Raw genomic sequence first — 21,255 nt, 5'->3', positions numbered from 1 at the left:
GGAATTCGTGGGTTTGGGCGTTTTGCGCCTTACCTGCTTGGCAAAAACGGCAGCCAAGGCGCGCAGTTTAGCGTGACCTGCGGGAATTTCGAGGTGGTTTTTTACCGCCCGTGCAATAAATGCAGCAGTTTTTGGCCACGCTCTGTCAGGGCCTTGACAGCATCGGCTATGATAAGCCCTTTGTTTGTCGGCCTCACCCGGCCAAGTACTTCGTCTGTTCAAGGATCCTATGAGCAAGCCCACTGTCGACCCTACCTCGAATTCCAAGGCCGGACCTGCCGTCCCGGTCAATTTCCTGCGCCCGATCATCCAGGCGGACCTGGATTCGGGCAAGCACACGCAGATCGTCACCCGCTTCCCGCCTGAGCCCAACGGTTACCTGCACATCGGCCACGCCAAGTCGATCTGTGTGAACTTCGGCCTGGCCCAGGAGTTCGGTGGCGTCACGCACCTGCGTTTCGACGACACCAACCCGGCCAAGGAAGACCAGGAATACATCGACGCCATCGAAAGCGACATCAAGTGGCTGGGCTTCGAATGGTCCGGTGAAGTGCGCTATGCCTCCAAGTATTTCGACCAGTTGTTCGACTGGGCTGTCGAGTTGATCAAGGCCGGCAAGGCCTACGTTGACGACCTGACCCCGGAGCAAGCCAAGGAATTCCGTGGCACCCTGACCGAGCCGGGCAAGAACAGCCCGTTCCGCGACCGTTCGGTGGAAGAGAACCTGGACTGGTTCAACCGCATGCGCGCCGGCGAGTTCCCGGACGGCGCCCGCGTACTGCGCGCCAAGATCGACATGGCCTCGCCGAACATGAACCTGCGCGACCCGATCATGTACCGCATCCGCCACGCCCATCACCACCAGACCGGTGACAAGTGGTGCATCTACCCGAACTACGACTTTACCCACGGTCAGTCGGACGCCATCGAAGGCATCACCCACTCCATCTGCACCCTGGAGTTCGAAAGCCACCGTCCGCTGTACGAATGGTTCCTGGACAGCCTGCCGGTACCGGCGCACCCGCGTCAGTACGAGTTCAGCCGCCTGAACCTGAACTACACCATCACCAGCAAGCGCAAGCTCAAGCAACTGGTCGATGAAAAGCACGTGTTTGGCTGGGACGACCCGCGCATGTCGACGCTGTCGGGTTTCCGCCGCCGTGGCTACACCCCGGCGTCGATCCGCAATTTCTGCGAGATGGTCGGCACCAACCGCTCCGACGGCGTGGTCGACTACGGCATGCTCGAGTTCAGCATCCGTCAGGACCTCGACGCGAACGCCCCGCGCGCCATGTGCGTGCTGCGTCCGTTGAAAGTCGTGATCACCAACTACCCGGAAGGCCAGGTCGAAAACCTTGAACTGCCGCGTCATCCGCAGAAAGAAGAACTCGGCGTGCGCAAGCTGCCGTTCGCTCGTGAAATCTACATCGACCGCGATGACTTCATGGAAGAGCCGCCAAAAGGCTACAAGCGCCTGGAGCCGAACGGCGAAGTGCGCCTGCGCGGCAGCTACGTGATCCGTGCCGACGAAGCGATCAAGGACGCCGATGGCAACATCGTCGAACTGCGTTGCTCCTACGACCCGGAAACCCTGGGCAAGAACCCGGAAGGCCGCAAGGTCAAAGGTGTGGTGCACTGGGTGCCGGCTGCGGCCAGCGTCGAATGCGAAGTGCGCCTGTACGATCGCCTGTTCCGCTCGCCTAACCCCGAGAAGGCCGAAGACAGCGCCAGTTTCCTGGACAACATCAACCCTGACTCGCTGCAAGTTCTCACGGGTTGTCGTGCCGAGCCATCGCTTGGCGACGCACAGCCGGAAGACCGTTTCCAGTTCGAGCGCGAAGGTTACTTCTGCGCGGATATCAAGGACTCGAAACCCGGTGCTCCGGTATTCAACCGTACCGTGACCTTGCGTGATTCGTGGGGCCAGTGATTCTGTTTTAAGGAACTGTCGTGCTAACGATCTACAACACACTCAGCAAGACCAAAGAAGTCTTCAAGCCGCTGGATGGCAACAAGGTGCGCATGTACGTGTGCGGCATGACCGTGTACGACTACTGCCACATCGGCCACGGCCGCAGCATGGTTGCCTTCGACCTGGTGACCCGCTGGTTGCGTTTCAGTGGTTATGACCTGACGTATGTGCGCAACATCACCGACATCGACGACAAGATCATCAATCGCGCCAACGAAAACGGCGAGTCGTTCGACGCGCTGACCGAGCGCATGATTGCTGCGATGCACGAGGACGAGGCACGCCTCAACATCCTCAAGCCGGACATGGAACCGCGCGCCACGGACCATATCCCGGGCATGCATGCGATGATCCAGACCCTGATCGACAAGGGTTACGCCTACGCCCCGGGCAATGGCGACGTGTACTACCGCGTCGCCAAGTTCATGGGCTACGGCAAACTGTCGCGCAAGAAAATCGAAGACTTGCGCATCGGTGCGCGGATCGAAGTCGACGAAGCCAAGCAAGACCCGCTGGACTTCGTGCTGTGGAAAGGCACCAAGCCTGGCGAGCCGAGCTGGGAGTCGCCATGGGGCGCCGGGCGTCCGGGCTGGCACATCGAATGCTCGGTGATGTCCACCTGCTGCCTGGGCGAGACCTTCGACATTCATGGCGGCGGCAGCGACCTTGAGTTCCCGCACCACGAAAACGAAATCGCCCAAAGCGAAGCGGCCACCGGCAAGACCTACGCCAATGCCTGGATGCACTGCGGCATGATTCGCATCAATGGCGAGAAGATGTCCAAGTCCTTGAACAACTTCTTCACCATTCGCGACGTGCTGGAGAAATACCACCCGGAAGTGGTGCGCTACCTGTTGGTATCGAGCCACTACCGCAGCGCGATCAACTATTCGGAAGACAACCTCAAGGACGCCAAGGGCGCCCTTGAGCGGTTCTACCACGCGCTGAAAGGCCTGCCCTCCGTGGCGCCTGCGGGTGGCGAAGCGTTCGTGGCACGGTTTACCGAAGTGATGAACGATGACTTCGGTACGCCTGAAGCCTGCGCGGTGCTGTTTGAAATGGTGCGCGAGATCAACCGCCTGCGCGAGAGCAATCTCGACGCAGCGGCGGGGCTTGCCGCACGTTTGAAAGAGCTGGCAAGCGTGCTGGGCGTGCTGCAGATGGAAGCCGATGACTTCCTGCAGGCGGGCGCTGAAGGGCGTGTGGATGCCGCTGAAGTTGATGCGCTGATTCAGGCACGCTTGACTGCCCGGGCCAACAAGGACTGGGCGGAGTCCGACCGTATCCGTGACCAACTGACCGCGATGGGTGTGGTGTTGGAAGACGGGAAGGGCGGGACGACGTGGCGGTTGGCTGATCAGGCTTGATTGGTGAATGCTGAATGAAAAACGCCCCGACTGGTTCGGGGCGTTTTTTTGCCTATATATCCGTTATTCGGGTATTGGCTGCTATGGGGGCCGCGCTTGCGGCGGACCACGGGCCGGACGCCTGTGCGGGGACATAGTTGACACATTCAAGGACAGATCAGGCCGGTTCAAGATCAAGCGCAGAGCTGCTTTTCTGTGGGAGCTGGCTTGCCTGTGATGCAGACACCTCGATTCAACCCAATCGCTCAATGAGCATCAGCGCTTGCCACCGACCTCATACCGGCTTTGAACAAACCCGTTATCCGACGCATACGTGCCGATATGCCGAAGCTCATGCTCGCCACTCAACGGGCTGAACAAGGGGATCCCCTGACCCAGCACAACCGGAATACGCGTGATGATCATCTCGTCGATCAAACCCGCCTCAAGAAACGCCTGAATCGTCTGGCCTCCGTCGATATACAGGTGTTTCATCCCGCGGTCGGCCAACGCTGCCACGAGGCTGGTGACATCCTGGCTCACCACCTCAACCTTGCCCTTCAACTCCGCAGGTAGCTCAACCGATTGATGAGAGAGTGCTATGACCGGCGTGCCCTCATAGGGCCACTCCGGAAAGGACAACACTTTTTCCAGGGTCTTGCGGCCCATCACCAGCGCATCCACGGTGGCGATGAAGTGTTCATAGGTCACGCCGTTCAATTCGGCTCCTTCGTACTCAGGGCGATGAAGCCACTCGATATCACCGTCTGGCCGGGCAATAAAGCCTTCGACGCTGGCTGCGATAAAGACCGAACATTTGCTATCCATGGGGCGTGAAACTCCTTTTCTATGTGCTTGAAAATATCGACTGTCATGGGTCGGCAACGCTAATGTTAATTTAATCTTCCGATGCAATAAGCGAGCATTGCCAAAAATCACCGTGGGTACCCGGCGCAGGCCGGTGTCCCTTTTCGTATTGCGAGGATCTATGCGCCGTTGGTTAATCCGCTACCGTTACGCGATCATTTTCTGGCTGTGCTTCGGGGTTTTCCGCACCTCCCTGGCTGACTGGAATCCCATCCCTTCCGGTTCCATGCGCCCGACGTTACTTGAGGGTGATGTGGTGCTGGTCAACCGCGTCGCGTACGACCTCAAATTGCCCCTCACCGATATTTCCCTGGCGAGACTGGATAATCCCCAGCGCGGAGATGTCGTCACGTTCTCTTCGCCCAAGGACGGCACGCGCTTGATCAAACGCATCGTCGGCATCCCCGGCGATACCCTGGAAATGCGCGACGAGGTGTTGTGGGTCAACGGTACGCCGGCCACCTACAGTAATGGGCAGGACATCAGCGAGCCCATCGCTCCGGGCCACACGGTCCCGGGGATCAAGCTGACCGAGCGTGCGAACAACAGCCAGCGCACGATTCAGTTCATGCCGACGGTACGGGCGTTACGCGATTTCGGCCCGGTGGTGGTGCCGGCCGACAGTTACTTCATGCTGGGCGACAATCGCGATAACAGCGATGACTCCCGCTATATCGGGTTCGTGCCGCGTCGGCTGTTGATCGGGCATGCGCACCATGTCCTGGCGTCAGCGCAGATCCTGGATCATTGGATGCCACGATTGGGCCGATTTGGCGCGCCGATACTCTAGTGGGCTGATCACGCTTTTGCGCTCAGCGCCCGCAGTGCAAAACCCGCAATGCACTCCAGCTGCTCAGTAGTGGCGCCGCCCTTGCTGGCGATTTTCATGCCGCTGAGGGTGGCCATCAGAAAATCACACGCGCCCGAGAGATCGGTGCCGGCTGCCAATTCACCTTGTTGCTGCGCGCGCTCCAGGGTCTGTTCGAACGCATTGCGCAAACGGCCGGCGCTGTGGGCGGTGAGTTGATTGATTTCTTCATCACCCACGCCGAACTCGCAGATGGCATTGACCCCCATGCAACCCGCCGTTCCTTCCCGCAGGGCGCGGGTGGCGAAGGATTGCAGGGTGTCCTCCAGCGCCTGCAGCGGGGTCGGGCCCTGGTTCAGGCGCTCGATCAAGTCGTCGACGCCGGTGCGCTGATACTCGGCCATCGCTAGCAGGTACAACTGGCGTTTGTCGCCAAAGGTGTTGTACATGCTCTGGCGGCTCAGCCCCATGGCCTGCATCAATTCTTCCGTTGAAGCCGCGGCAAAACCCTTGTCGCAGAAAACCCGGATGGCCTCGCGCAGCACCTGGTCGCGGTCGAATGCTCTGGGTCTTGCCATGGTTACCTCGGGGAAATTGCAGTTGATGGATCAGGCCAGGTAACCACCGTCGATGGTCATGCTGGCGCCGGTGACAAATGCCGCGTCTTCGGACGCGAGATAAGCAACCATTCCGGCAACATCGTCGGCAGTGCCCACGCGGCCCAAGGGGATCAGGCTTTTGATCATGTCCGCATGGGGCCCGTCTGCCGGGTTCATGTCGGTGCTGGTCGGGCCCGGTTGCACGTTGTTGACGGTGATGCCGCGCGGGGCGAAATCAATCGCCAGCCCGCGGATCATACCGGCGATCGCCGACTTCGTCATGCTGTAGACGCTGGAGCCCAGGAAGCCCGAACGTTGAGCGACCACGCTGCCCACGGTGATGATCCGGTCACCGTTGTGCATCACCGGCGAGCAGGCCTTGGCCGCCGCAAACGTGGCTCGCACATTGACCGCAAACATCCGGTCGAAGTCTTCCAGGCTGAAGGTGTCCACGGTGCCCATCAGCAGGATCCCGGCGTTGTTGACCAGGATATTCAAGGCGCCGAAATGCTCGACGGTGGTCGCGACCGCCCGTTCTATCGCCCCCACATCGGCGCTGTCGGCCTGAATCGCCAAGGCTTTTCCGCCCTTGCTTTCGATCAGGCCAACCAGCGCTTGTGCCTTGTCGACAGAGGAGGAATAAGTAAACGCGACCGCTGCACCTTCAGATGCAAGCCGGCGGACAATCGCTTCGCCGATACCGCGGGAACCGCCGGTGACCAGGGCGACTTTATGGTTGAAGCGAGGGGTGTGAGCTGTCATGGGGGAGGCCTGAGGTTTAGTGGATTAAATAATCCACTAAACCGTACCAGCCTGGAAATACTTAGCCAAGCTGTTTTTGGATTAATTAATCTTTAACTGCCGGATGTGCTCTCGAATCCGTCATCAGTCGCCGGTCATTTCAGGTCGCTGTAGGTCAATCTGAATTCCGACAGCGCCGGGTGCTCGGTTTTCCACTGGCGGCCATACGCCTTGGCCGTGTCTATTTCCTCGGTATTCAACGCGCTGCCCAGCTGTTGCAGGTAGCCTGCGGCTTCGCCGTGCCGAGGGTTCTGCCGGGTACTGTCCATGACCAGCCAGTACAGCCCATAGGCGTGGATTTTGTTCTCGGGATAGTGATAGCGGTTGGTGCCATTTTCATCGATATCGAAGCCGCCGAGCGCACCGGCATAGGTCATGACGCCATCGAGGTCATTCAGCGCAAGCCGTTTTTCCAGGTGTATGCGCTGGTAGGAGAGGTTGTGGTAATAGGTCTGCATGTTGGCCAGCCACTTCATCGCCGGCGGGAAGCCCTTGAAGGCCGCGTACCTGAGCATGGAGTCGCGGTTGTCACTGGCCTCCGGGTTTTTGTTATACAGCAGCGCTGCAATGTAATAGGCCTCGGCGCAGCCGGCATCACCTGCCTTTCTCAGCCACGAGCGGTCTTTGGTCAGTTCATACAGCTGCAGCATCGCCTCGCCGTCGCCAGCATCGGCACCTGCCTGGGCGAGGGTCTTGGCCTTGGCCAGGTCGGTTTCGCCACCCAGGCGCATCAGGGCGTACACATGATCCTGGGCGGCGGCCAGGCGGTACCACGCCTGGGCATCGGGGCCGACACTGCCGACCCGGCGCCGGATGGCCTCGCCCAGGGCATATTGGGACGGCGCATCGCCGGCCGAGGCGGAGATGGTCAAAGGGGTTTCGCACTCTTCGAATTCACCGAGTTGATACAACTCGAGACCCCGCTGCTTGGCTGCCTGTTGCTGGCTCGTCAAATGTGAAATCAGCGCATTCAGCGCGTTGAGCAAATCAAACAGCGTGGTCAGTGCATCGGAATGGGTATACATGATCATTACCTGTATCGGGATACGTTGTCCGATAAAGGTAGGGGGGGCGGTGGGGCCCCAGGTGACAGATAATTATCGGCAGGAGCGCTGCCTTTCCCGCGCTCTGCGCAACCACTCAAGCGCTACGGCTGCCACGTATTGCCTGGTCCAGAAACAACGCCGCATTCGCCACAGCCTGCATGCCTTCGGGCAAGATTGCCGCAAACAAATGCCAGACATGGAACATCCCGGGCCAAACCTCCAGCGACACGCGTACCCGGTTTTCCCCCAGGTGGGTGGCCAGGCGCATGGCGTCGCTGAGCATGACTTCGTTTTCGCCGATCTGCACCAGAATGGGCGGCAATCCCCTGACGTCCGCGAACACCGGCGATGCATCGGGATCATTCGGCAGCGCACCATTGAGAAACGCTTTTGCAAGCAGCGTCAGCCCCAGGCGGGAGGCTTGCGGGTCGAGGCCGTCACGGTTGTCGATTGAGGCGCCGGTGTGTTCCAGGTTGGCCCACGGCGACAAGGCGGCGCCCCCGGCGGGCAGTGGCAGGCCTGCGTTGCGGGCCTTGACCATCACCGACACCACCATCGCGCCGCCGGCCGAATCGCCCGAGAACACGATGGACCTGGGGTCATTGCCTTGGTCGAGCAGCCAGCGATAGGCCTGCAACGTGTCATCAATAGGCACGGGGAACGGATGCTCGGGCGCCAGGCGGTAGTCGGGCAGGTAGACCTTTGCACCCAGCAGTTTTGCGAAGTGGCCGGCAAGGCCCAGGTAGCCCCGCGGGCTGCCGCCGACATAACCACCGCCGTGGATGTAAAGCAGCACCCGGTCCCCCTCAAACCCATCAGGCACGACCATCATGCCCGGTACGCCACCCATATCGACGTCACAAAAGCTGACACCGGCGGGAATCGGATGGGAACAAAGCACCTGCTCATAAGCCTTGCGCTGCTCGTTGAGGGTGAGGGTGGTTTCCTGGCCCGAGAGAAATGGGCCAAAGTCAGCGGCGCAGGCAACCCATGCGTCGAGATGGGCCTGGACAAGGGGAGTGAATGCCATGGGGGGAAAACCTCATAAAGTGATCCCGATACCGGGATTAGCGATTGAGGTTCTATTTTATGGATTCTATTGGAGAACGGATTTCACCACTGCGGCGCCTGCCGGGATCAGCTGCCGCTGTCAGTGCGACGGCTGCTGACTTCAGCCGGCACATCATCCCCGGCCATGCGCTTGCGGAACAACGCGGTGCGTGCCAGCAGCAACGTGGTCACCGGCACCGTGATCGATAGCAGAATCGGGATCAACCAACCGTGCAACACCGGCCCGGACTTGAGCACCGAAAAATAGATGATCGAGGCCAGCGCCACACACCAGGCGCCCAAGGTCGAGGCCAACGCCGGCGGGTGCATGCGCTGGAAGAAGTCTTTCATCCGCAACAACCCAATCGCCCCAATCAGCGCAAACAGGCTGCTCAGCACCAACAATACCGCGACGATCACTTCAACCCACAGCGGTAACACATCGACATTGATCATTCGATCACCTCCCCACGCAGCAGGAATTTCGCCAGGGCAAACGACCCCACAAAACCAAACAGCGCAATCAACAACGCCGCTTCAAAATACGTGTCACTGGCATACCGAATGCCCAGCACCAGCATCATCAGCATGGCCAGGATGTACAGGTAATCCAGTGCCAGCACCCGGTCCTGGGCCGACGGGCCTTTGAACAGGCGCACCAGGGTCAGCACCATGGCCAGGGAGAACAGGAACAGGCTGAACAGGATCGCATTGGAGAGCAGGGCGCTCATTCGAAGATCTCCATCAGGGGCCGTTCGTAGGCGTGTTTGAAGTGCTCGATAAACTGCGCTTCGTCATCCAGGTCGAACACGTGGATCAGCAGGATGCTGCGGTCCAGGGCCAGTTCCGACCACACGGTGCCCGGCGTCACGCTGGTGATCATCGCCAGCACGGCCAGGCCGTTTGCATCCCGCAGGTCCAGCGGGATCTTGATAAAGCGCGAACGCGGCGGGCGCGAGCCGCAGGTCAGGATGCCCCAGGCCACGGCAAGGTTGGAGATGATCACGTCACGCCCTACCAGGAAGAACAAACGGATGATCACCCCCGGGCGGCGGATGCGGATCGGCAACGGGCGCAATGGCGCCATCATCAGCGGTGCGGCAAAACCGAGAATCGCACCCAGCAGCAGGTTGCCGGGGCTGACGGACAGGTTCAACACCAGCCACAACAACCACAGTGCCAACGATAGCCACGGGGCAGGGAACAGACGCTTCATGGCTGCATCTCCAATGCGGCGGCCTTGGCTTCAGGGCTCGGCACCGGGCGCGTCGCCATGACCGCCATCACGTAATGCTCCGGGTTGTTCAGGCTTTCGGCGGCGGCCTGGGTGTAGCGCATCAGCGGCTCGGCCTTGAAGGTCAGGGCGATGCTCAGGCCCAGCAGGAAGAAAATCGGCACACACTCGAAGCGGCGCAACAGCGGCGACGGGCGTTCTTCCGGGGTCCAGAAGCGCTGGATGCCAAGGCGGGCGAAGGCGATCAGCGAGGCCAGGCCGGAGAAGATCAACAGCGCCACCAGGCCCCACGCCGCCGGGCGTACCGGTTCGTCGATGGCGTTGCCCAGGCCCATCGGGTTGATCAACGCGCTGAGCAGGCTGAGCTTGCCGATAAACCCGGACAGCGGCGGCATGCCGATGATCAGCAGGGCACAGGCGATAAAGCTCAGGCCGAGGAAGGCCACCGTCCAGGGAATGACCTGGCCTACGACGGCTTTCTGCTCATCGTCGAGGTTGGTGCCGGGCGGTGGATGCAGGGATTCCATGGCCTTGGGCAGGGCTTCGATTTCGTCGTCCAGGGGCATGTCGTTGGCCGAGCGCGAACGCTCGATCAGCTCGGCCAGCAGGAACAGTGCGCTCAGCGCCAGGGTGGAACTGACCAGGTAAAACAGCGCCCCGGCCGTCAGGCTTGGCTGGGCAAACCCCACCGCCGACAGCAGGATCCCGGCGGACACCAGAATGCTCAGGCTGGCCATGCGTTCCAGGCGTTGCGCGGCGATCATCGCCAGCGCCGCGCAGACGATGGTCGCCATGCCGCCGTAGATCAGCCAGTCGCCGCCAAACAGCGCCGAGGCCCCGGCCTGGCCGGAGAACAGCAGGTTCCACAGGCGCAGTACGGTGTACACGCCGACCTTGGTCATGATCGCAAACATCGCCGCCACCGGCGCACTCGCCGAGGAGTAGGCGGGTGCCAGCCAGAAGTTCAGCGGCCACATGCCGGCCTTGGCCAGGAAGGCGACGGCGAGGATACCTGCACCGGCGTGCAGCAGGCCGCGATCGGCCTCCGGTACCAGGGGGATTTTCAGTGCCAGGTCGGCAAAATTCAGGGTGCCGGTGACGCCATAGATCAGCGCCGCACCAATCAGGAACAAGGTCGAGGCCAGCAGGTTGATCGAGATGTAATGCAGCCCCGCCGACACCCGCGCCCGGCCGGAGCCGTGAAGCATCAGGCCGTAGGAGGCCGCCAGCAGCACCTCGAAAAACACGAACAGGTTGAACAGGTCGGCGGTCAGGAAGGCGCCATACAGGCCCATCAACTGAATCTGGAACAGCGCATGGAAACTGGTGCCGGCCCGATCCCAACGGGCCATGGCGAACAGCAGGGCGCTGACGCCGATGATCCCGGTGAGTACCAGCATCATCGCCGACAGTTGGTCCACCACCAGCACGATGCCGAACGGCACTTGCCAGTTGCCCGGCAGGTACACGCCGATGGAGCCGGGGCCGCCTTTCTGGGTCCAGTACAGCAACAGCACGGCGATGCCGAGGCCGACCATGCTGGAGAACAGGTTGATTCGCGCCTTGAGCGGGCGGTGTTTCTCGCCGAGCATCAGCATCAGCGCGGCGGTCAGCAACGGCAGCAGGATCGGTGCGATGATCAGTTGATTCATCCAGGTCATTCCTTGGGCTCCCGGCCGTCTACATGGTCAGTGCCGGTCAGGCCCCGGGACGCCAGCAGCACCACCAGGAACAACGCAGTCATGGCGAAGCTGATCACGATCGCCGTCAGCACCAGGGCCTGGGGCAGCGGGTCGGTGTAGTTGAGCAGGTCTTGCGGCACGCCGTCCTTGATGATCGGCTCCTTGCCGATAAACAGGCTGCCCATGCTGAAGATGAACAGGTTGACCCCGTAGGACAGCAGGCACAGGCCCATCACCACCTGGAACGTCCGTGGCCGCAGGATCAGCCAGACGCCGGAGGCCGCCAGGACCCCAATGGCAATTGCGATGACTTCTTCCATCAGGCGGCTCCTCCTTGGCTGGCAACGGCTTTCGCCTGGTTGCTGGGTTTATGGGCACGCACCGATTGGTGGCCCAGGGCGGTGAGCATCAGCAAGGTCGAGCCGACCACCATGGCGTACACGCCGACGTCGAAGAACAGTGCGCTGGCGACGTGGATGTCCCCCAGCACCGGCAGGCTGAAGTGCCAGGTGTGGGTGGTGAGGAACGGGTAACCGGCGAGCAGTGCGCCGAGCCCGGTCAGGGTTGCGGATAACAAGCCAAAGCCCATCCAGCGCATCGGTCGCAGGCTCATCTGTGCCTCGACCCACTGGGTACCGGCGACCATATATTGCAGGATGAACGCGACGGACATCACCAGCCCGGCGACAAACCCGCCGCCCGGTTGGTTGTGGCCGCGCATGAACAGGTAGAAGGAGACAACCAGGGCAATCGGCAGCAGCAGGCGCACCAGCACCGCCGGCACCATCATGAAGCCCAAGGCGGTGTCGCTGGCCTGGCGCGGGTTGACCAGGTCGGTGGCTACGTCGGGTGCCAACTGGCGCTGTTGCGCGGGCAACTCCATGCTTTCTTTCGAAGGCCGGAAGCGACGCAACAGGGCGTAGACAGTCAGCGCCACGGCGCCGAGCACGGTGATTTCGCCCAGGGTGTCGAACCCACGGAAGTCCACCAGCATCACGTTCACCACATTGCTGCCGCCGCCTTCGGGCAGGGCGCGGCTGAGGTAGAACGAGGAGATGTCGTTGGGGGTCTGGCGGGTCAGCATCGCGTAGGAGAGCAGCGCCATTCCGCCACCGACCACGGTGGACAGGAGAAAGTCCCGCAGGCGGCGGATGCGTGCCTTGCGCAACGAGCTCGGCAGTGGCGAGACTTCTTCGATCCGCCGTGGCAGCCAGCGCAGGCCCAGCAGGATCAGGACCGTGGTGACCACTTCCACCACCAGTTGGGTCAGCGCCAGGTCCGGCGCGGAGAACCAGACGAAGGTCACGCAGGTCACCATCCCGCACACGCTGACCATGGTCAGGGCCGCCAGCCGGTGATACTTGGCTTGCCAGGCGGCGCCCAGGGCACAGGCGATCGCCAGCAACCAGAGGGTGACGAACACGATGGAACCCGGGATCTTCGGCCGGTCGCCCCAACTGATTCCGCTGTAGAGCATCGGGATCAACCCGGCGATCACCGCCGCCAGCACCAGTAGGAACAGCTGGGTTTGCAGGCGTTTGGTGCTGATGCGTTTTTCGATCTTGCGTACCCCGCGCATCATCACCACCAGGCAGCGCTCGAAGCCGCGCTTGCCGTTGAAGTAGCTGATGATCGGCGGGTATTTGAAGCGGCCCAGCTTGAGTTGCTTGCGCAGCAGCAGATAGAGCACCACGCCGCCGGACATGGCCACCAGGCTCATGATCATCGGCGCGTTCCAGCCATGCCAGATGGCGAGGCTGTACTCCGGCAGCTCGCCGCCGACCACCGGCAAGGCGGCAGCGGCGAGGATCGAACCGACCACCTGGGCCGGGAAAATCCCCACCAGCAGGCAGGTAAACACCAGCAACTCCACCGGCGCGCGCATCCAGCGTGGTGGCTCGTGCGGAGTGTGAGGCAGGTTGGTGGCTTTAGGGCCGAAGAACACATCCACGGTAAAGCGCAGGGCATAGGCCACGCTGAAGGTGCCGGCGATGGTTGCGATGACCGGCAGGGCGATTTCCACCCAGGCGGTGGCGGAGATGAACACGGTTTCGGCGAAGAACATTTCCTTGGACAGGAAGCCGTTGAGCAGCGGCACGCCGGCCATGGACGCACTGGCGACCATCGCCAGCGTCGCAGTGAACGGAATCAGCTTCACCAAGCCGCTGAGCTTGCGAATGTCACGGGTGCCGCTTTCGTGGTCGATGATCCCCGCCGCCATGAACAGCGATGCCTTGAAGGTGGCGTGGTTGAGGATATGGAATACCGCGGCGACGGCGGCCAGCGGGCTGTTGAGGCCCAGCAGCAAGGTGATCAGCCCGAGGTGGCTGATGGTGGAGTAGGCCAGCAGGCCCTTGAGATCGTTCTGGAACATGGCGCAATAAGCGCCGAGCAGCAGGGTAATGGCGCCGGCACCGCCGACAATCCAGAACCACTCTTCGCTGCCGGACAGCGACGGCCACAGGCGGGCCAGCAGGAACACGCCGGCCTTCACCATCGTTGCCGAGTGCAGGTAGGCCGACACCGGCGTCGGTGCAGCCATGGCGTGGGGCAGCCAGAAGTGGAAGGGGAATTGTGCGCTTTTGCTCAGGGCGCCGATCAGCACCAGGGCGAGCATGATCGGGTACAGCGAATGGGCACGGATCTGATCACCGGCAGCCAGGACCTGGTCCAGGTCGTAGCTGCCGACGATATGCCCGAGCAGCATCACCCCCGCCAGCAGGCACAAACCGCCCGCGCCGGTGACCATCAGCGCCATATAGGCGCCGCGCCGGGCATCGGCACGGTGGTGCCAGTAGCCGATCAACAGGAACGAGAACAGGCTGGTGAGTTCCCAGAAAAACACGATCTGGATCAGGTTGCCGGAAGTCACCAGGCCAAGCATGGCGCCCATAAACGCCAGGAAAAACGCGAAGAAACGCGGCACCGGGTCTTCCGGCGACATGTAATAACGGGCGTACAGCGACACCAAAGTCCCGATGCCCAGTACCAGCATCGAGAACAACCAGGCAAAACCGTCCATGCGCAATACGAAGTTCAGCCCGAGGCTGGGCAACCACATGAATTCTTCACGTATCACGCCACCGTGGGCGATCTGCGGGTAGAGCAGGGCGACTTGAACCGTCCCGACCAGGGCGACGAGGCCGGCCAGCAGGGACTCTGTATTACGTGCGTTGTGCGGCAGCAAGGCCGCGAGACAGCTGCCGATAAAGGGCAGAAGCAGTAGAACTATCAGGGACATAGGCTTCTAATCTGCGGGAGTTTGGGATGCATCATACGTGCCGGAATCTTGATCACCAAACGGCAAGATGTGGCAGGATCCTACAAGGTAAGCTGAAAAAGACTGTTTGGCATTGTTTCAATGCCTGTATTCAGGGCAGGTATGCTGTTCAAAGGTTTTTTTGGCCTGTTGCATAAGGACGTGTGATGACCCAGCGATTGCTCCACCTTGACCATGTCGCCTACAGCCTGCCGGACGGACGCAGCCTGTTCGACAACCTGAACCATGCTTTCAGCGCCCGGGCGACCGGCCTCGTGGGGGCCAATGGGACTGGCAAGTCCTTGTTGGGCGCAATGCTCGCGGGCACCCTGCAGCCCACCCGCGGGCATGTGCGCCGTGAGGGCAGTGTGTATGCGGTGACGCAACTGCTGGAGCCCGAGCGCTATCCCACCGTAGCGGCGCTGGCAGGTGTCGACCAAGTGCTGGCGGCGTTGGCGCGTATCACCGAGGGCAGTCTGGACGAGCACGACCATGCACTGGCGGTCGATCAATGGGATTGCGCGCCTCGACTGGTGGCTGCCCTGGAACACATCGGCCTGGGGCACTTGACTGCCGACTCGCCCACCGCAGCCCTCAGTGGCGGCGAACGCCAGCGTGTCGCCTTGCTGGGCGCCTGGTTGCCCAGGGCAGACTGGTTGATCCTCGATGAGCCCAGCAACCACTTGGACATTGATGAGCAACACAAGCTTGCCCAGCAGATTGATCGGTGGTCCGGCGGCCTGGTGCTGATCAGCCATGATCGTGGGTTGCTGGAGCACATGGACGAGATTGTCGAACTGTCGCCCACGGGATTGGCTGTCTACGGCGGTAATTACAGCCACTATACGGCGACACGGGAGCAGGAGCAGCAAGCGTTCCAGTCGGCGTTGCAGGGGGAGCGCGCGCACGCCAAACGTGAGCAGCGTGAAGCGGTCATCCAGATGGAACGTCAGCAGCGCCGTAATGCCCGGGGCGACCGCCAGGCCCGGGATGGCAATCAGACCAAACTGATCACCAACGCCCAGAAAGAGCGCAGTGAAAACAGCCAGGGCAAGTTGCGCCTCAATCAGCAGCTGGCGCGTGAGCAGCAACAGCAGCGGATCGCTGAGGCGCGTGCACGGTGTGCGCCCGAGATCCAGCGCATGATGCTGTCGCCGGAAAGCGTGGTGCCCCAGGGCAAGCTGGTGTTGCAACTCAACGAGGTGGTGCTGCCGTTTGGCAGCCGCGCACCGATCAATCTCACCCTGACCGGTCCGATGCGCATGGCGATCCTGGGAGCCAATGGCAGTGGCAAGTCGACCCTGCTGCGGGTGATTGCCGGCCAGTTGCCGGTGGCTGCCGGCGAGTGGGTGCGCAGTTGCCACATCGGCTGGCTGGATCAACACGCCGGATTGGAGCACCCCGAGCGCACGGCGGTGCAATGGCTTTACGAAAGTAATCCGCTACTGGCGGAAAGCGAAGCGCGTACCCGGCTGGCGCAAATGGGCATTGATGCTGACCGCGCGATGCTCGACACCTGCCAACTGAGCGGTGGCGAGCGCCTGAAAATTGCCCTGGCCGCGCAGCTCTACGCCCAGCATCCGCCGCAATTGCTGTTGTTGGACGAACCCGATAACCATCTGGACTTGCCCAGCCGGATTGCCCTGGAGCAAATGCTCAATCAATACCAGGGTGCATTGATCGTGGTGTCCCATGACGAGGCGTTTCTACAGTCCATTAACCTGGACGGCGAGTTGCGCCTCTGAGGCGTTTAACCCTGGTTTTCGTGTTCCAGTTCGATCTGGGGTTCGGCGAGCCGCTGCCGACGGGTTTTCATTTCGCTGACAATCACCGCCGCCACAATCAACGCTGCGCCCACCATGGCAATCGGCGGGAAGCGCTCGCCGGCAATCCGCCCGACCACGCCGGCCCACACCGGCTCCCCGGCATAAATCAGCGTGGCGCGAGTCGGCGAGACGCTTTTCTGCGCCCAGTTCATCGCCACCTGAATCACCGCGCTGGTCAGTCCCAGGCCCACCGCGCTGAACAGTAGCAACCAGGAAAACTCCGGCAGCGCCTCGCCCATCGGCACCACCATCAGGAACGACAGCACTGAGGCCGTGGCCAGTTGCACCACCGTCACCCGACGTACATCCACCTGCCCGGCAAAGGCGCTGATCAGGATGATCTCGGCGGCAATCGCCACCGCACCGATCAGCGTGGCGATTTCACCGGGGCTGAAATTCAGCGATGCTCCGGCCGGGCCGGTCAGCAGCATCAACCCGGTAAACGCCAGCATAATGCCGATGCTCGGCATCAACCCCGGCCGCCGTCCCAGCACCAGCCATTGCAGCAGCGGCACGAATGGCACATACAGCGCGGTGATGAATGCCGACTGGCTGCTCAGGATTGTCTGCAAGCCAATGGTCTGCAAACCGTAGCCGAACATGATCGCTACACCGATAAAGCACCCGGCTTTCAACTCAAAGAAAGTCAGGCCTCGCAGACTGCGCAACGAGAACGCCCCGACGATCAGCGCCGCCGCCGCAAAACGCAGGCCGACAAAAAACATCGGGCCGCTCACGGCCATGGCGTGCTGCACCAGCAAAAAGGTGCCACCCCAAAACATGGTGATCACCACCAATACACATTCGGCTTTGCTGAAACGGGAAAACAACGGGGAGGTGGTCATGGCGGCTCGGTCTTGCACAGTAGGGGCGCGGACCGCACAATGCGCCGCAAGCTGGGCAGTATACTGCGCAACCCCACCCTGTGAGCAATATAGTGCACAAAGAAAATCCGCAACGGGCCTCGGTCCTGCAACACGTCAGCCAGAACGTTCGACGCCTGCGTCATGCAGCAGAGTTGAGCCAGACGGCGTTGTCCGAAAAATCCGGCGTCAGCCGGCGCATGCTGGTGGCGATCGAGGCGGGGGAGAAGAACGTCAGCCTGTCGACCCTCGACCGGGTGGCCGAAGCCCTGGACGTGGCCTTCAGCGACCTGATCCAGGCCCCGGATGCCCCCGACCACAGCCGTATCAACGAACTGGCCTGGGCCGGCGAGATCCCCGGCAGCAAAGCCGTGCTGCTGGCTAAAGCCACCGCTCGCCGCGAGGTGGAGCTATGGGAGATGCGCCTGGAGCCCGGTGATCGCTACATGCCCGAGCCGGACCCCGAGGGCTGGAGCGTGCAGTTGTTTGTGTTCGAAGGCACGCTGACGCTGGTGCTGGGTGACGAGGAAAAACACGTCGCCACCGGTGAGTTCCTGATGTTCGCCAGTCGCTACCTTCACGCCTATCGCAATGACGGCGACGTGGCGGTGCGGTTTGTACGCAATGTGGTGATCTAACTGTTGGCAGCGCAACAGTGGTTGGACACTTTGCTGGTTTGAACCGCTGACGACTTCCCCGTTTTACAAGCAACCCTCTGATTTTATTGAGCATTAGATTCAGGCACGACTCCTGCAATTACCCCAGTATCTCTCTGGAGCCTGGAGTCGGCCCATGTCAGCCCAACCCCTGCAACCTGCCCACATCATTCGCTCAGACGCCGAAGCCATTGCCGTCGCCACCGAGCTGGCCAAGCGTTTTGCCGTCGAGGCCGGCGTGCGTGACCGCGAACGACGCCTGCCGGTGGCCGAGCTGGATGAATTCTCCGCCAGCGGCCTGTGGGGCATCACCATTCCCAAGGCCTACGGTGGCGCCGGGGTGTCCTATGTGACGGTGGCCGAGGTGATCAAGCTTATCTCGGCCGCCGATCCGTCCCTAGGGCAGATTCCGCAGAACCACCTGGGCGTTGTAGACATCCTCCTGCAAACCGCCAGCGAGGAACAAAAGCAGCACTACTTCGCCAAGGTCTTGCAGGGCTACCGTTTCGGCAACGCCTTCTCCGAGGCCAAGAGCAAGAACGCCGGCACCTTTGATACGCAAGTGCGCTTTGACGGCGACAGCGCGTACATCAACGGTGAGAAGTTCTACTGCACCGGCGCCTTGTTCGCCCATATCGTGCCCACGGTGGGCGTGAATGAGAAAGACCAGGCCTTCATCGCCTTTGTCGAGCGGGACGCGCCGGGGCTGCAAGTGGTCGACAGTTGGGATGGCTTCGGCCAGCGCACCACCGCCAGCGGCGGCGTGACCCTCGACGGTGTGAAGGTGCCGCTGAGTGCGGTGATTCCCGCCCACCAGGCCTTCGACCAACCCACCGCCAACGGCCCGATTTCGCAAATTATCCAGGCGGCCGTCGACACCGGTATCGCCCTCGGTGCCCTGGAACAAGCAAAAATCCATGCACGCCAGGCCCGGCCCTGGATCGACAGCCAGCAGGATCACGGCTGGCAAGACCCGTTCACCATCGCCGCCATCGGCGACCTGGAATGGCGGGTCCACGGCACCGAAGCGATCCTCGCCAAGGCCGGCGTTGCCGTAGACCAGGCCCTGGCCAACCCCAACGAAGACACCGTGGCCAATGCCTCGCTGGTGGTCGCCCAGGCCAAGGTGCTGTCAGCCGAAACCGCGTTGCTCGCGAGCAGCAAACTCTTCGAACTGGCCGGCACCCGCTCGGTGTCCGGCAAGCACAACCTCGACCGTTTCTGGCGCAACGCGCGCACCCACACCTTGCATGACCCGGCCCGCTGGAAATACCACTTGATCGGCAACTTTGTGCTCAACGGCGTCAAGCCCGCACGCCACGCCTGGAACTGAGGAGCTTCATCCATGACCGCACTGAATCAGGCGCGCCAACTGCTGGAAAGTACCCGGCGCTTTGTCGAGAAAAGTGATGACCCCTACGTGATCAGCCGCTTCGGCGATTTGCAGATTCGCGTGGAGGTCGCGGCCGCTTTGTTTGAGCGTGCCGAAATCCACCCGAGCCCGGTTGCCCTCACCGAAGCCCAGATCGCGGCTGCCGAAGCCCTCATCGCCGCCAGCAACGCCGAATTCGAACTCACCGGCCAGCGCACCGCACTGCCACCCACCCTTGATGATCCCTTGCGCTGGAAATACCAGATTGTCGGCAACTACCACCTCAACGGTGTCGCCCCCCGGAGTACTGTTTAATGCCTCGTGAAATCCGCTTGAATGCCTTCGACATGAACTGTGTCGGCCACCAGTCGCCGGGCTTGTGGGCCCATCCGCGTGACCGCTCATGGCAGTACAAGGACCTGGAGTACTGGACCGACCTGGCGAAAATCCTCGAACGCGGCAAGTTCGACGGCCTGTTCATTGCCGACGTGCTGGGCATCTACGACGTCTACAACGGCAACGGTGACGCGGCGATTCGCCAGGCCACCCAAGTGCCGGTCAATGACCCACTGTCGCTGATCGCCCCCATGGCGCTGGTCACCGAGCACCTGGGCTTTGGCCTGACGGCGTCGCTGTCCTTCGAACACCCGTATCCGTTCGCCCGGCGCCTTTCCACCCTCGATCACCTGACCAAGGGCCGCGTCGGCTGGAACATTGTCACCTCGTACCTGGAAAGCGGCGCCAAGAACCTTGGCCAGAAAGCCCAGACCGAACACGACGCGCGCTACGACTACGCCGAGGAATACCTGGAGGTTTGCTACAAGCTCTGGGAAGGCAGCTGGGAGGAGGGCGCCGTGTTGCGCGACCGCGAGCGGCGGATCTTCAGTGACCCGAGCAAAATCCATGAGATCCGCCACGTCGGCAAACACTTCCAGGTGCCCGGCATTCACCTGTGTGAACCTTCGCCACAACGCACCCCGGTGCTCTACCAGGCCGGCGCTTCCAGCCGGGGCAAGCAGTTCGCCGCCGAGCAGGCCGAGTGCGTGTTCGTCGCCGCGCCGTCGAAAGTGCTGCTGAAGAAAACCGTCGCTGACATCCGCCGGCGTGCGGCGGAGGCAGGCCGTGATCCGAAGAAAATCCTGATCTTCAACCTGCAGACGGTGATCGTTGGCGAGACCGACGCCAAGGCCAAGGCCAAGTTCGACGAATACAAATCCTACGTCAGCTACGAAGGCGCGATGGCGCTGATCTCCGGCTGGACCGGTATCGATTTCAGCCAGTTCAAGCCCGATGAGCCCCTCAAGCATGTGCACACCAACGCCATTCAATCGGCGGTGGAAGCGTTCTCCACCGCCGACCCGAACAAGGTCTGGACCCCGAATGAACTGGCAGACTGGGTCGGCATTGGTGGTTTCGGCCCGTTGTTCGTCGGCGGCCCGGAAACCGTGGCCGATCTGTTGCAGGAATGGGTTGAAGAGACCGATGTGGACGGCTTCAACCTGGCCTATGCACTGACCCACGAGACCTTTATCGATGCGGTCGAGCTGCTGGTGCCGGAGCTGCAGAAGCGTGGCGTGTACAAGACTGAATACGCCCAGGGTACCCTGCGGGAAAAATTGTTTGGAGACGGTGCGCGCTTGGCGGACAACCATCCCGGGGCCAGCTATCGTGACCTGAAGGCCACCGCGATCTAACGGGAGAAACTGAATCAATGTGGGAGCTGGCTTGCCTGCGATAGCGGCGTATCAGCCGGTAGAGATGCAAGCTGACTCAACGCCATCGTAGGCAAGCCAGCTCCCACATTTTATTTTCATCGATCCAACGATTTCAGCCAGCGGACCACCGCATGCTTGTTTCACCAATAGGAGCATCAC

The 21,255-nt window shown here is 61.6% G+C and carries 20 protein-coding genes; 8 read left to right on the top strand and 12 right to left on the bottom strand.

The annotated features are described in order from the left end of the window. Positions 1-229 precede the first annotated feature (229 nt). Positions 230-1,930, top strand: a complete 1,701-nt coding sequence (locus tag K0H47_RS06490; protein WP_063028688.1) for a glutamine--tRNA ligase/YqeY domain fusion protein — start codon at positions 230-232, stop codon at positions 1,928-1,930. A gap of 20 nt (positions 1,931-1,950) precedes the next feature. Beyond that, positions 1,951-3,339: a cysteine--tRNA ligase gene (cysS, locus tag K0H47_RS06485; RefSeq protein WP_219272221.1), complete on the top strand. Its 1,389-nt coding sequence runs from the start codon at positions 1,951-1,953 to the stop codon at positions 3,337-3,339. A gap of 255 nt (positions 3,340-3,594) precedes the next feature. On the opposite strand, the gene K0H47_RS06480 is transcribed toward cysS, so the two are convergent. Continuing rightward, positions 3,595-4,146, bottom strand: coding sequence for a dihydrofolate reductase family protein (locus K0H47_RS06480; protein WP_219272220.1), 552 nt, complete (start codon positions 4,144-4,146; stop codon positions 3,595-3,597). A gap of 160 nt (positions 4,147-4,306) precedes the next feature. Between K0H47_RS06480 and lepB the strand changes: the two genes are divergently transcribed. Further along, on the top strand, positions 4,307-4,975 hold the full coding sequence (gene lepB / locus K0H47_RS06475) for a signal peptidase I (protein WP_063028692.1): 669 nt from the start codon (positions 4,307-4,309) through the stop codon (positions 4,973-4,975). An 8-nt stretch (positions 4,976-4,983) separates the two neighbouring features. Here lepB and K0H47_RS06470 read toward each other — a convergent pair whose 3' ends face one another. The 10 genes from K0H47_RS06470 to K0H47_RS06425 all read right to left on the bottom strand — a co-directional run bounded on the left by K0H47_RS06470 (position 4,984) and on the right by K0H47_RS06425 (position 14,646). Next, a complete protein-coding gene (locus K0H47_RS06470; protein ID WP_201141428.1) occupies positions 4,984-5,571 on the bottom strand; it encodes a TetR/AcrR family transcriptional regulator in 588 nt (195 codons plus the stop codon). 30 nt (positions 5,572-5,601) lie between these two features. After that, complete coding sequence (locus K0H47_RS06465) at positions 5,602-6,354, bottom strand: 3-oxoacyl-ACP reductase family protein (protein WP_219272219.1); 753 nt, start codon at positions 6,352-6,354, stop codon at positions 5,602-5,604. Positions 6,355-6,488: 134 nt separating this feature from the next. Then, the gene (locus K0H47_RS06460) at positions 6,489-7,418 is read right to left on the bottom strand and encodes a tetratricopeptide repeat protein (protein WP_219272217.1); all 930 of its coding nucleotides are present in this window, start codon (positions 7,416-7,418) and stop codon (positions 6,489-6,491) included. A 115-nt stretch (positions 7,419-7,533) separates the two neighbouring features. Further along, complete coding sequence (locus K0H47_RS06455; RefSeq protein ID WP_219272216.1) at positions 7,534-8,469, bottom strand: alpha/beta hydrolase; 936 nt, start codon at positions 8,467-8,469, stop codon at positions 7,534-7,536. 107 nt (positions 8,470-8,576) lie between these two features. Further along, a complete protein-coding gene (locus K0H47_RS06450; protein ID WP_003211753.1) occupies positions 8,577-8,945 on the bottom strand; it encodes a Na+/H+ antiporter subunit G in 369 nt (122 codons plus the stop codon). Beyond that, positions 8,942-9,220 (bottom strand): K+/H+ antiporter subunit F, encoded by a 279-nt coding sequence (locus K0H47_RS06445; protein WP_003211751.1) that lies wholly within the window; start codon positions 9,218-9,220, stop codon positions 8,942-8,944. The genes K0H47_RS06450 and K0H47_RS06445 overlap by 4 nt, the downstream gene beginning before the upstream one ends. Further along, positions 9,217-9,705: a Na+/H+ antiporter subunit E gene (locus K0H47_RS06440; protein ID WP_177071035.1), complete on the bottom strand. Its 489-nt coding sequence runs from the start codon at positions 9,703-9,705 to the stop codon at positions 9,217-9,219. Before K0H47_RS06440 ends, K0H47_RS06445 begins: the two co-directional genes overlap by 4 nt. Beyond that, positions 9,702-11,384, bottom strand: coding sequence for a monovalent cation/H+ antiporter subunit D (locus K0H47_RS06435; RefSeq protein ID WP_177071034.1), 1,683 nt, complete (start codon positions 11,382-11,384; stop codon positions 9,702-9,704). The genes K0H47_RS06440 and K0H47_RS06435 overlap by 4 nt, the downstream gene beginning before the upstream one ends. Beyond that, positions 11,381-11,725: a Na+/H+ antiporter subunit C gene (locus K0H47_RS06430; RefSeq protein WP_003192163.1), complete on the bottom strand. Its 345-nt coding sequence runs from the start codon at positions 11,723-11,725 to the stop codon at positions 11,381-11,383. The genes K0H47_RS06435 and K0H47_RS06430 overlap by 4 nt, the downstream gene beginning before the upstream one ends. Then, positions 11,725-14,646, bottom strand: coding sequence for a monovalent cation/H+ antiporter subunit A (locus K0H47_RS06425; protein ID WP_219272215.1), 2,922 nt, complete (start codon positions 14,644-14,646; stop codon positions 11,725-11,727). The genes K0H47_RS06430 and K0H47_RS06425 overlap by 1 nt, the downstream gene beginning before the upstream one ends. 185 nt (positions 14,647-14,831) lie before the next feature. On the opposite strand from K0H47_RS06425, the gene K0H47_RS06420 reads away from it, so the two are divergent. Next, complete coding sequence (locus K0H47_RS06420; RefSeq protein WP_218264232.1) at positions 14,832-16,409, top strand: ATP-binding cassette domain-containing protein; 1,578 nt, start codon at positions 14,832-14,834, stop codon at positions 16,407-16,409. A 5-nt stretch (positions 16,410-16,414) separates the two neighbouring features. On the opposite strand, the gene K0H47_RS06415 is transcribed toward K0H47_RS06420, so the two are convergent. After that, on the bottom strand, positions 16,415-17,335 hold the full coding sequence (locus tag K0H47_RS06415) for a DMT family transporter (protein WP_218264233.1): 921 nt from the start codon (positions 17,333-17,335) through the stop codon (positions 16,415-16,417). Between the two features lie 92 nt (positions 17,336-17,427). Here K0H47_RS06415 and K0H47_RS06410 point away from each other — a divergent pair, with 92 nt between their 5' ends. From K0H47_RS06410 to K0H47_RS06395, 4 genes are all read left to right on the top strand, one after another. After that, positions 17,428-17,991, top strand: a complete 564-nt coding sequence (locus K0H47_RS06410) for a helix-turn-helix domain-containing protein (RefSeq protein ID WP_093208083.1) — start codon at positions 17,428-17,430, stop codon at positions 17,989-17,991. A 154-nt stretch (positions 17,992-18,145) separates the two neighbouring features. Next, a complete protein-coding gene (locus K0H47_RS06405; protein WP_063028713.1) occupies positions 18,146-19,342 on the top strand; it encodes an SfnB family sulfur acquisition oxidoreductase in 1,197 nt (398 codons plus the stop codon). Between the two features lie 12 nt (positions 19,343-19,354). Beyond that, positions 19,355-19,696, top strand: a complete 342-nt coding sequence (locus tag K0H47_RS06400; RefSeq protein ID WP_063028715.1) for a hypothetical protein — start codon at positions 19,355-19,357, stop codon at positions 19,694-19,696. Beyond that, positions 19,696-21,075: an LLM class flavin-dependent oxidoreductase gene (locus tag K0H47_RS06395; RefSeq protein WP_063028717.1), complete on the top strand. Its 1,380-nt coding sequence runs from the start codon at positions 19,696-19,698 to the stop codon at positions 21,073-21,075. Before K0H47_RS06400 ends, K0H47_RS06395 begins: the two co-directional genes overlap by 1 nt. Positions 21,076-21,255: the final 180 nt, after the last annotated feature.

The sequence above is a fragment of the Pseudomonas sp. Xaverov 83 genome, assembly GCF_019352905.1.
Lineage (GTDB): Bacteria > Pseudomonadota > Gammaproteobacteria > Pseudomonadales > Pseudomonadaceae > Aquipseudomonas > Aquipseudomonas yamanorum.
Note: the sequence above shows the minus strand (reverse complement) of the source record. Positions and strands in the feature narration are given on the sequence as shown.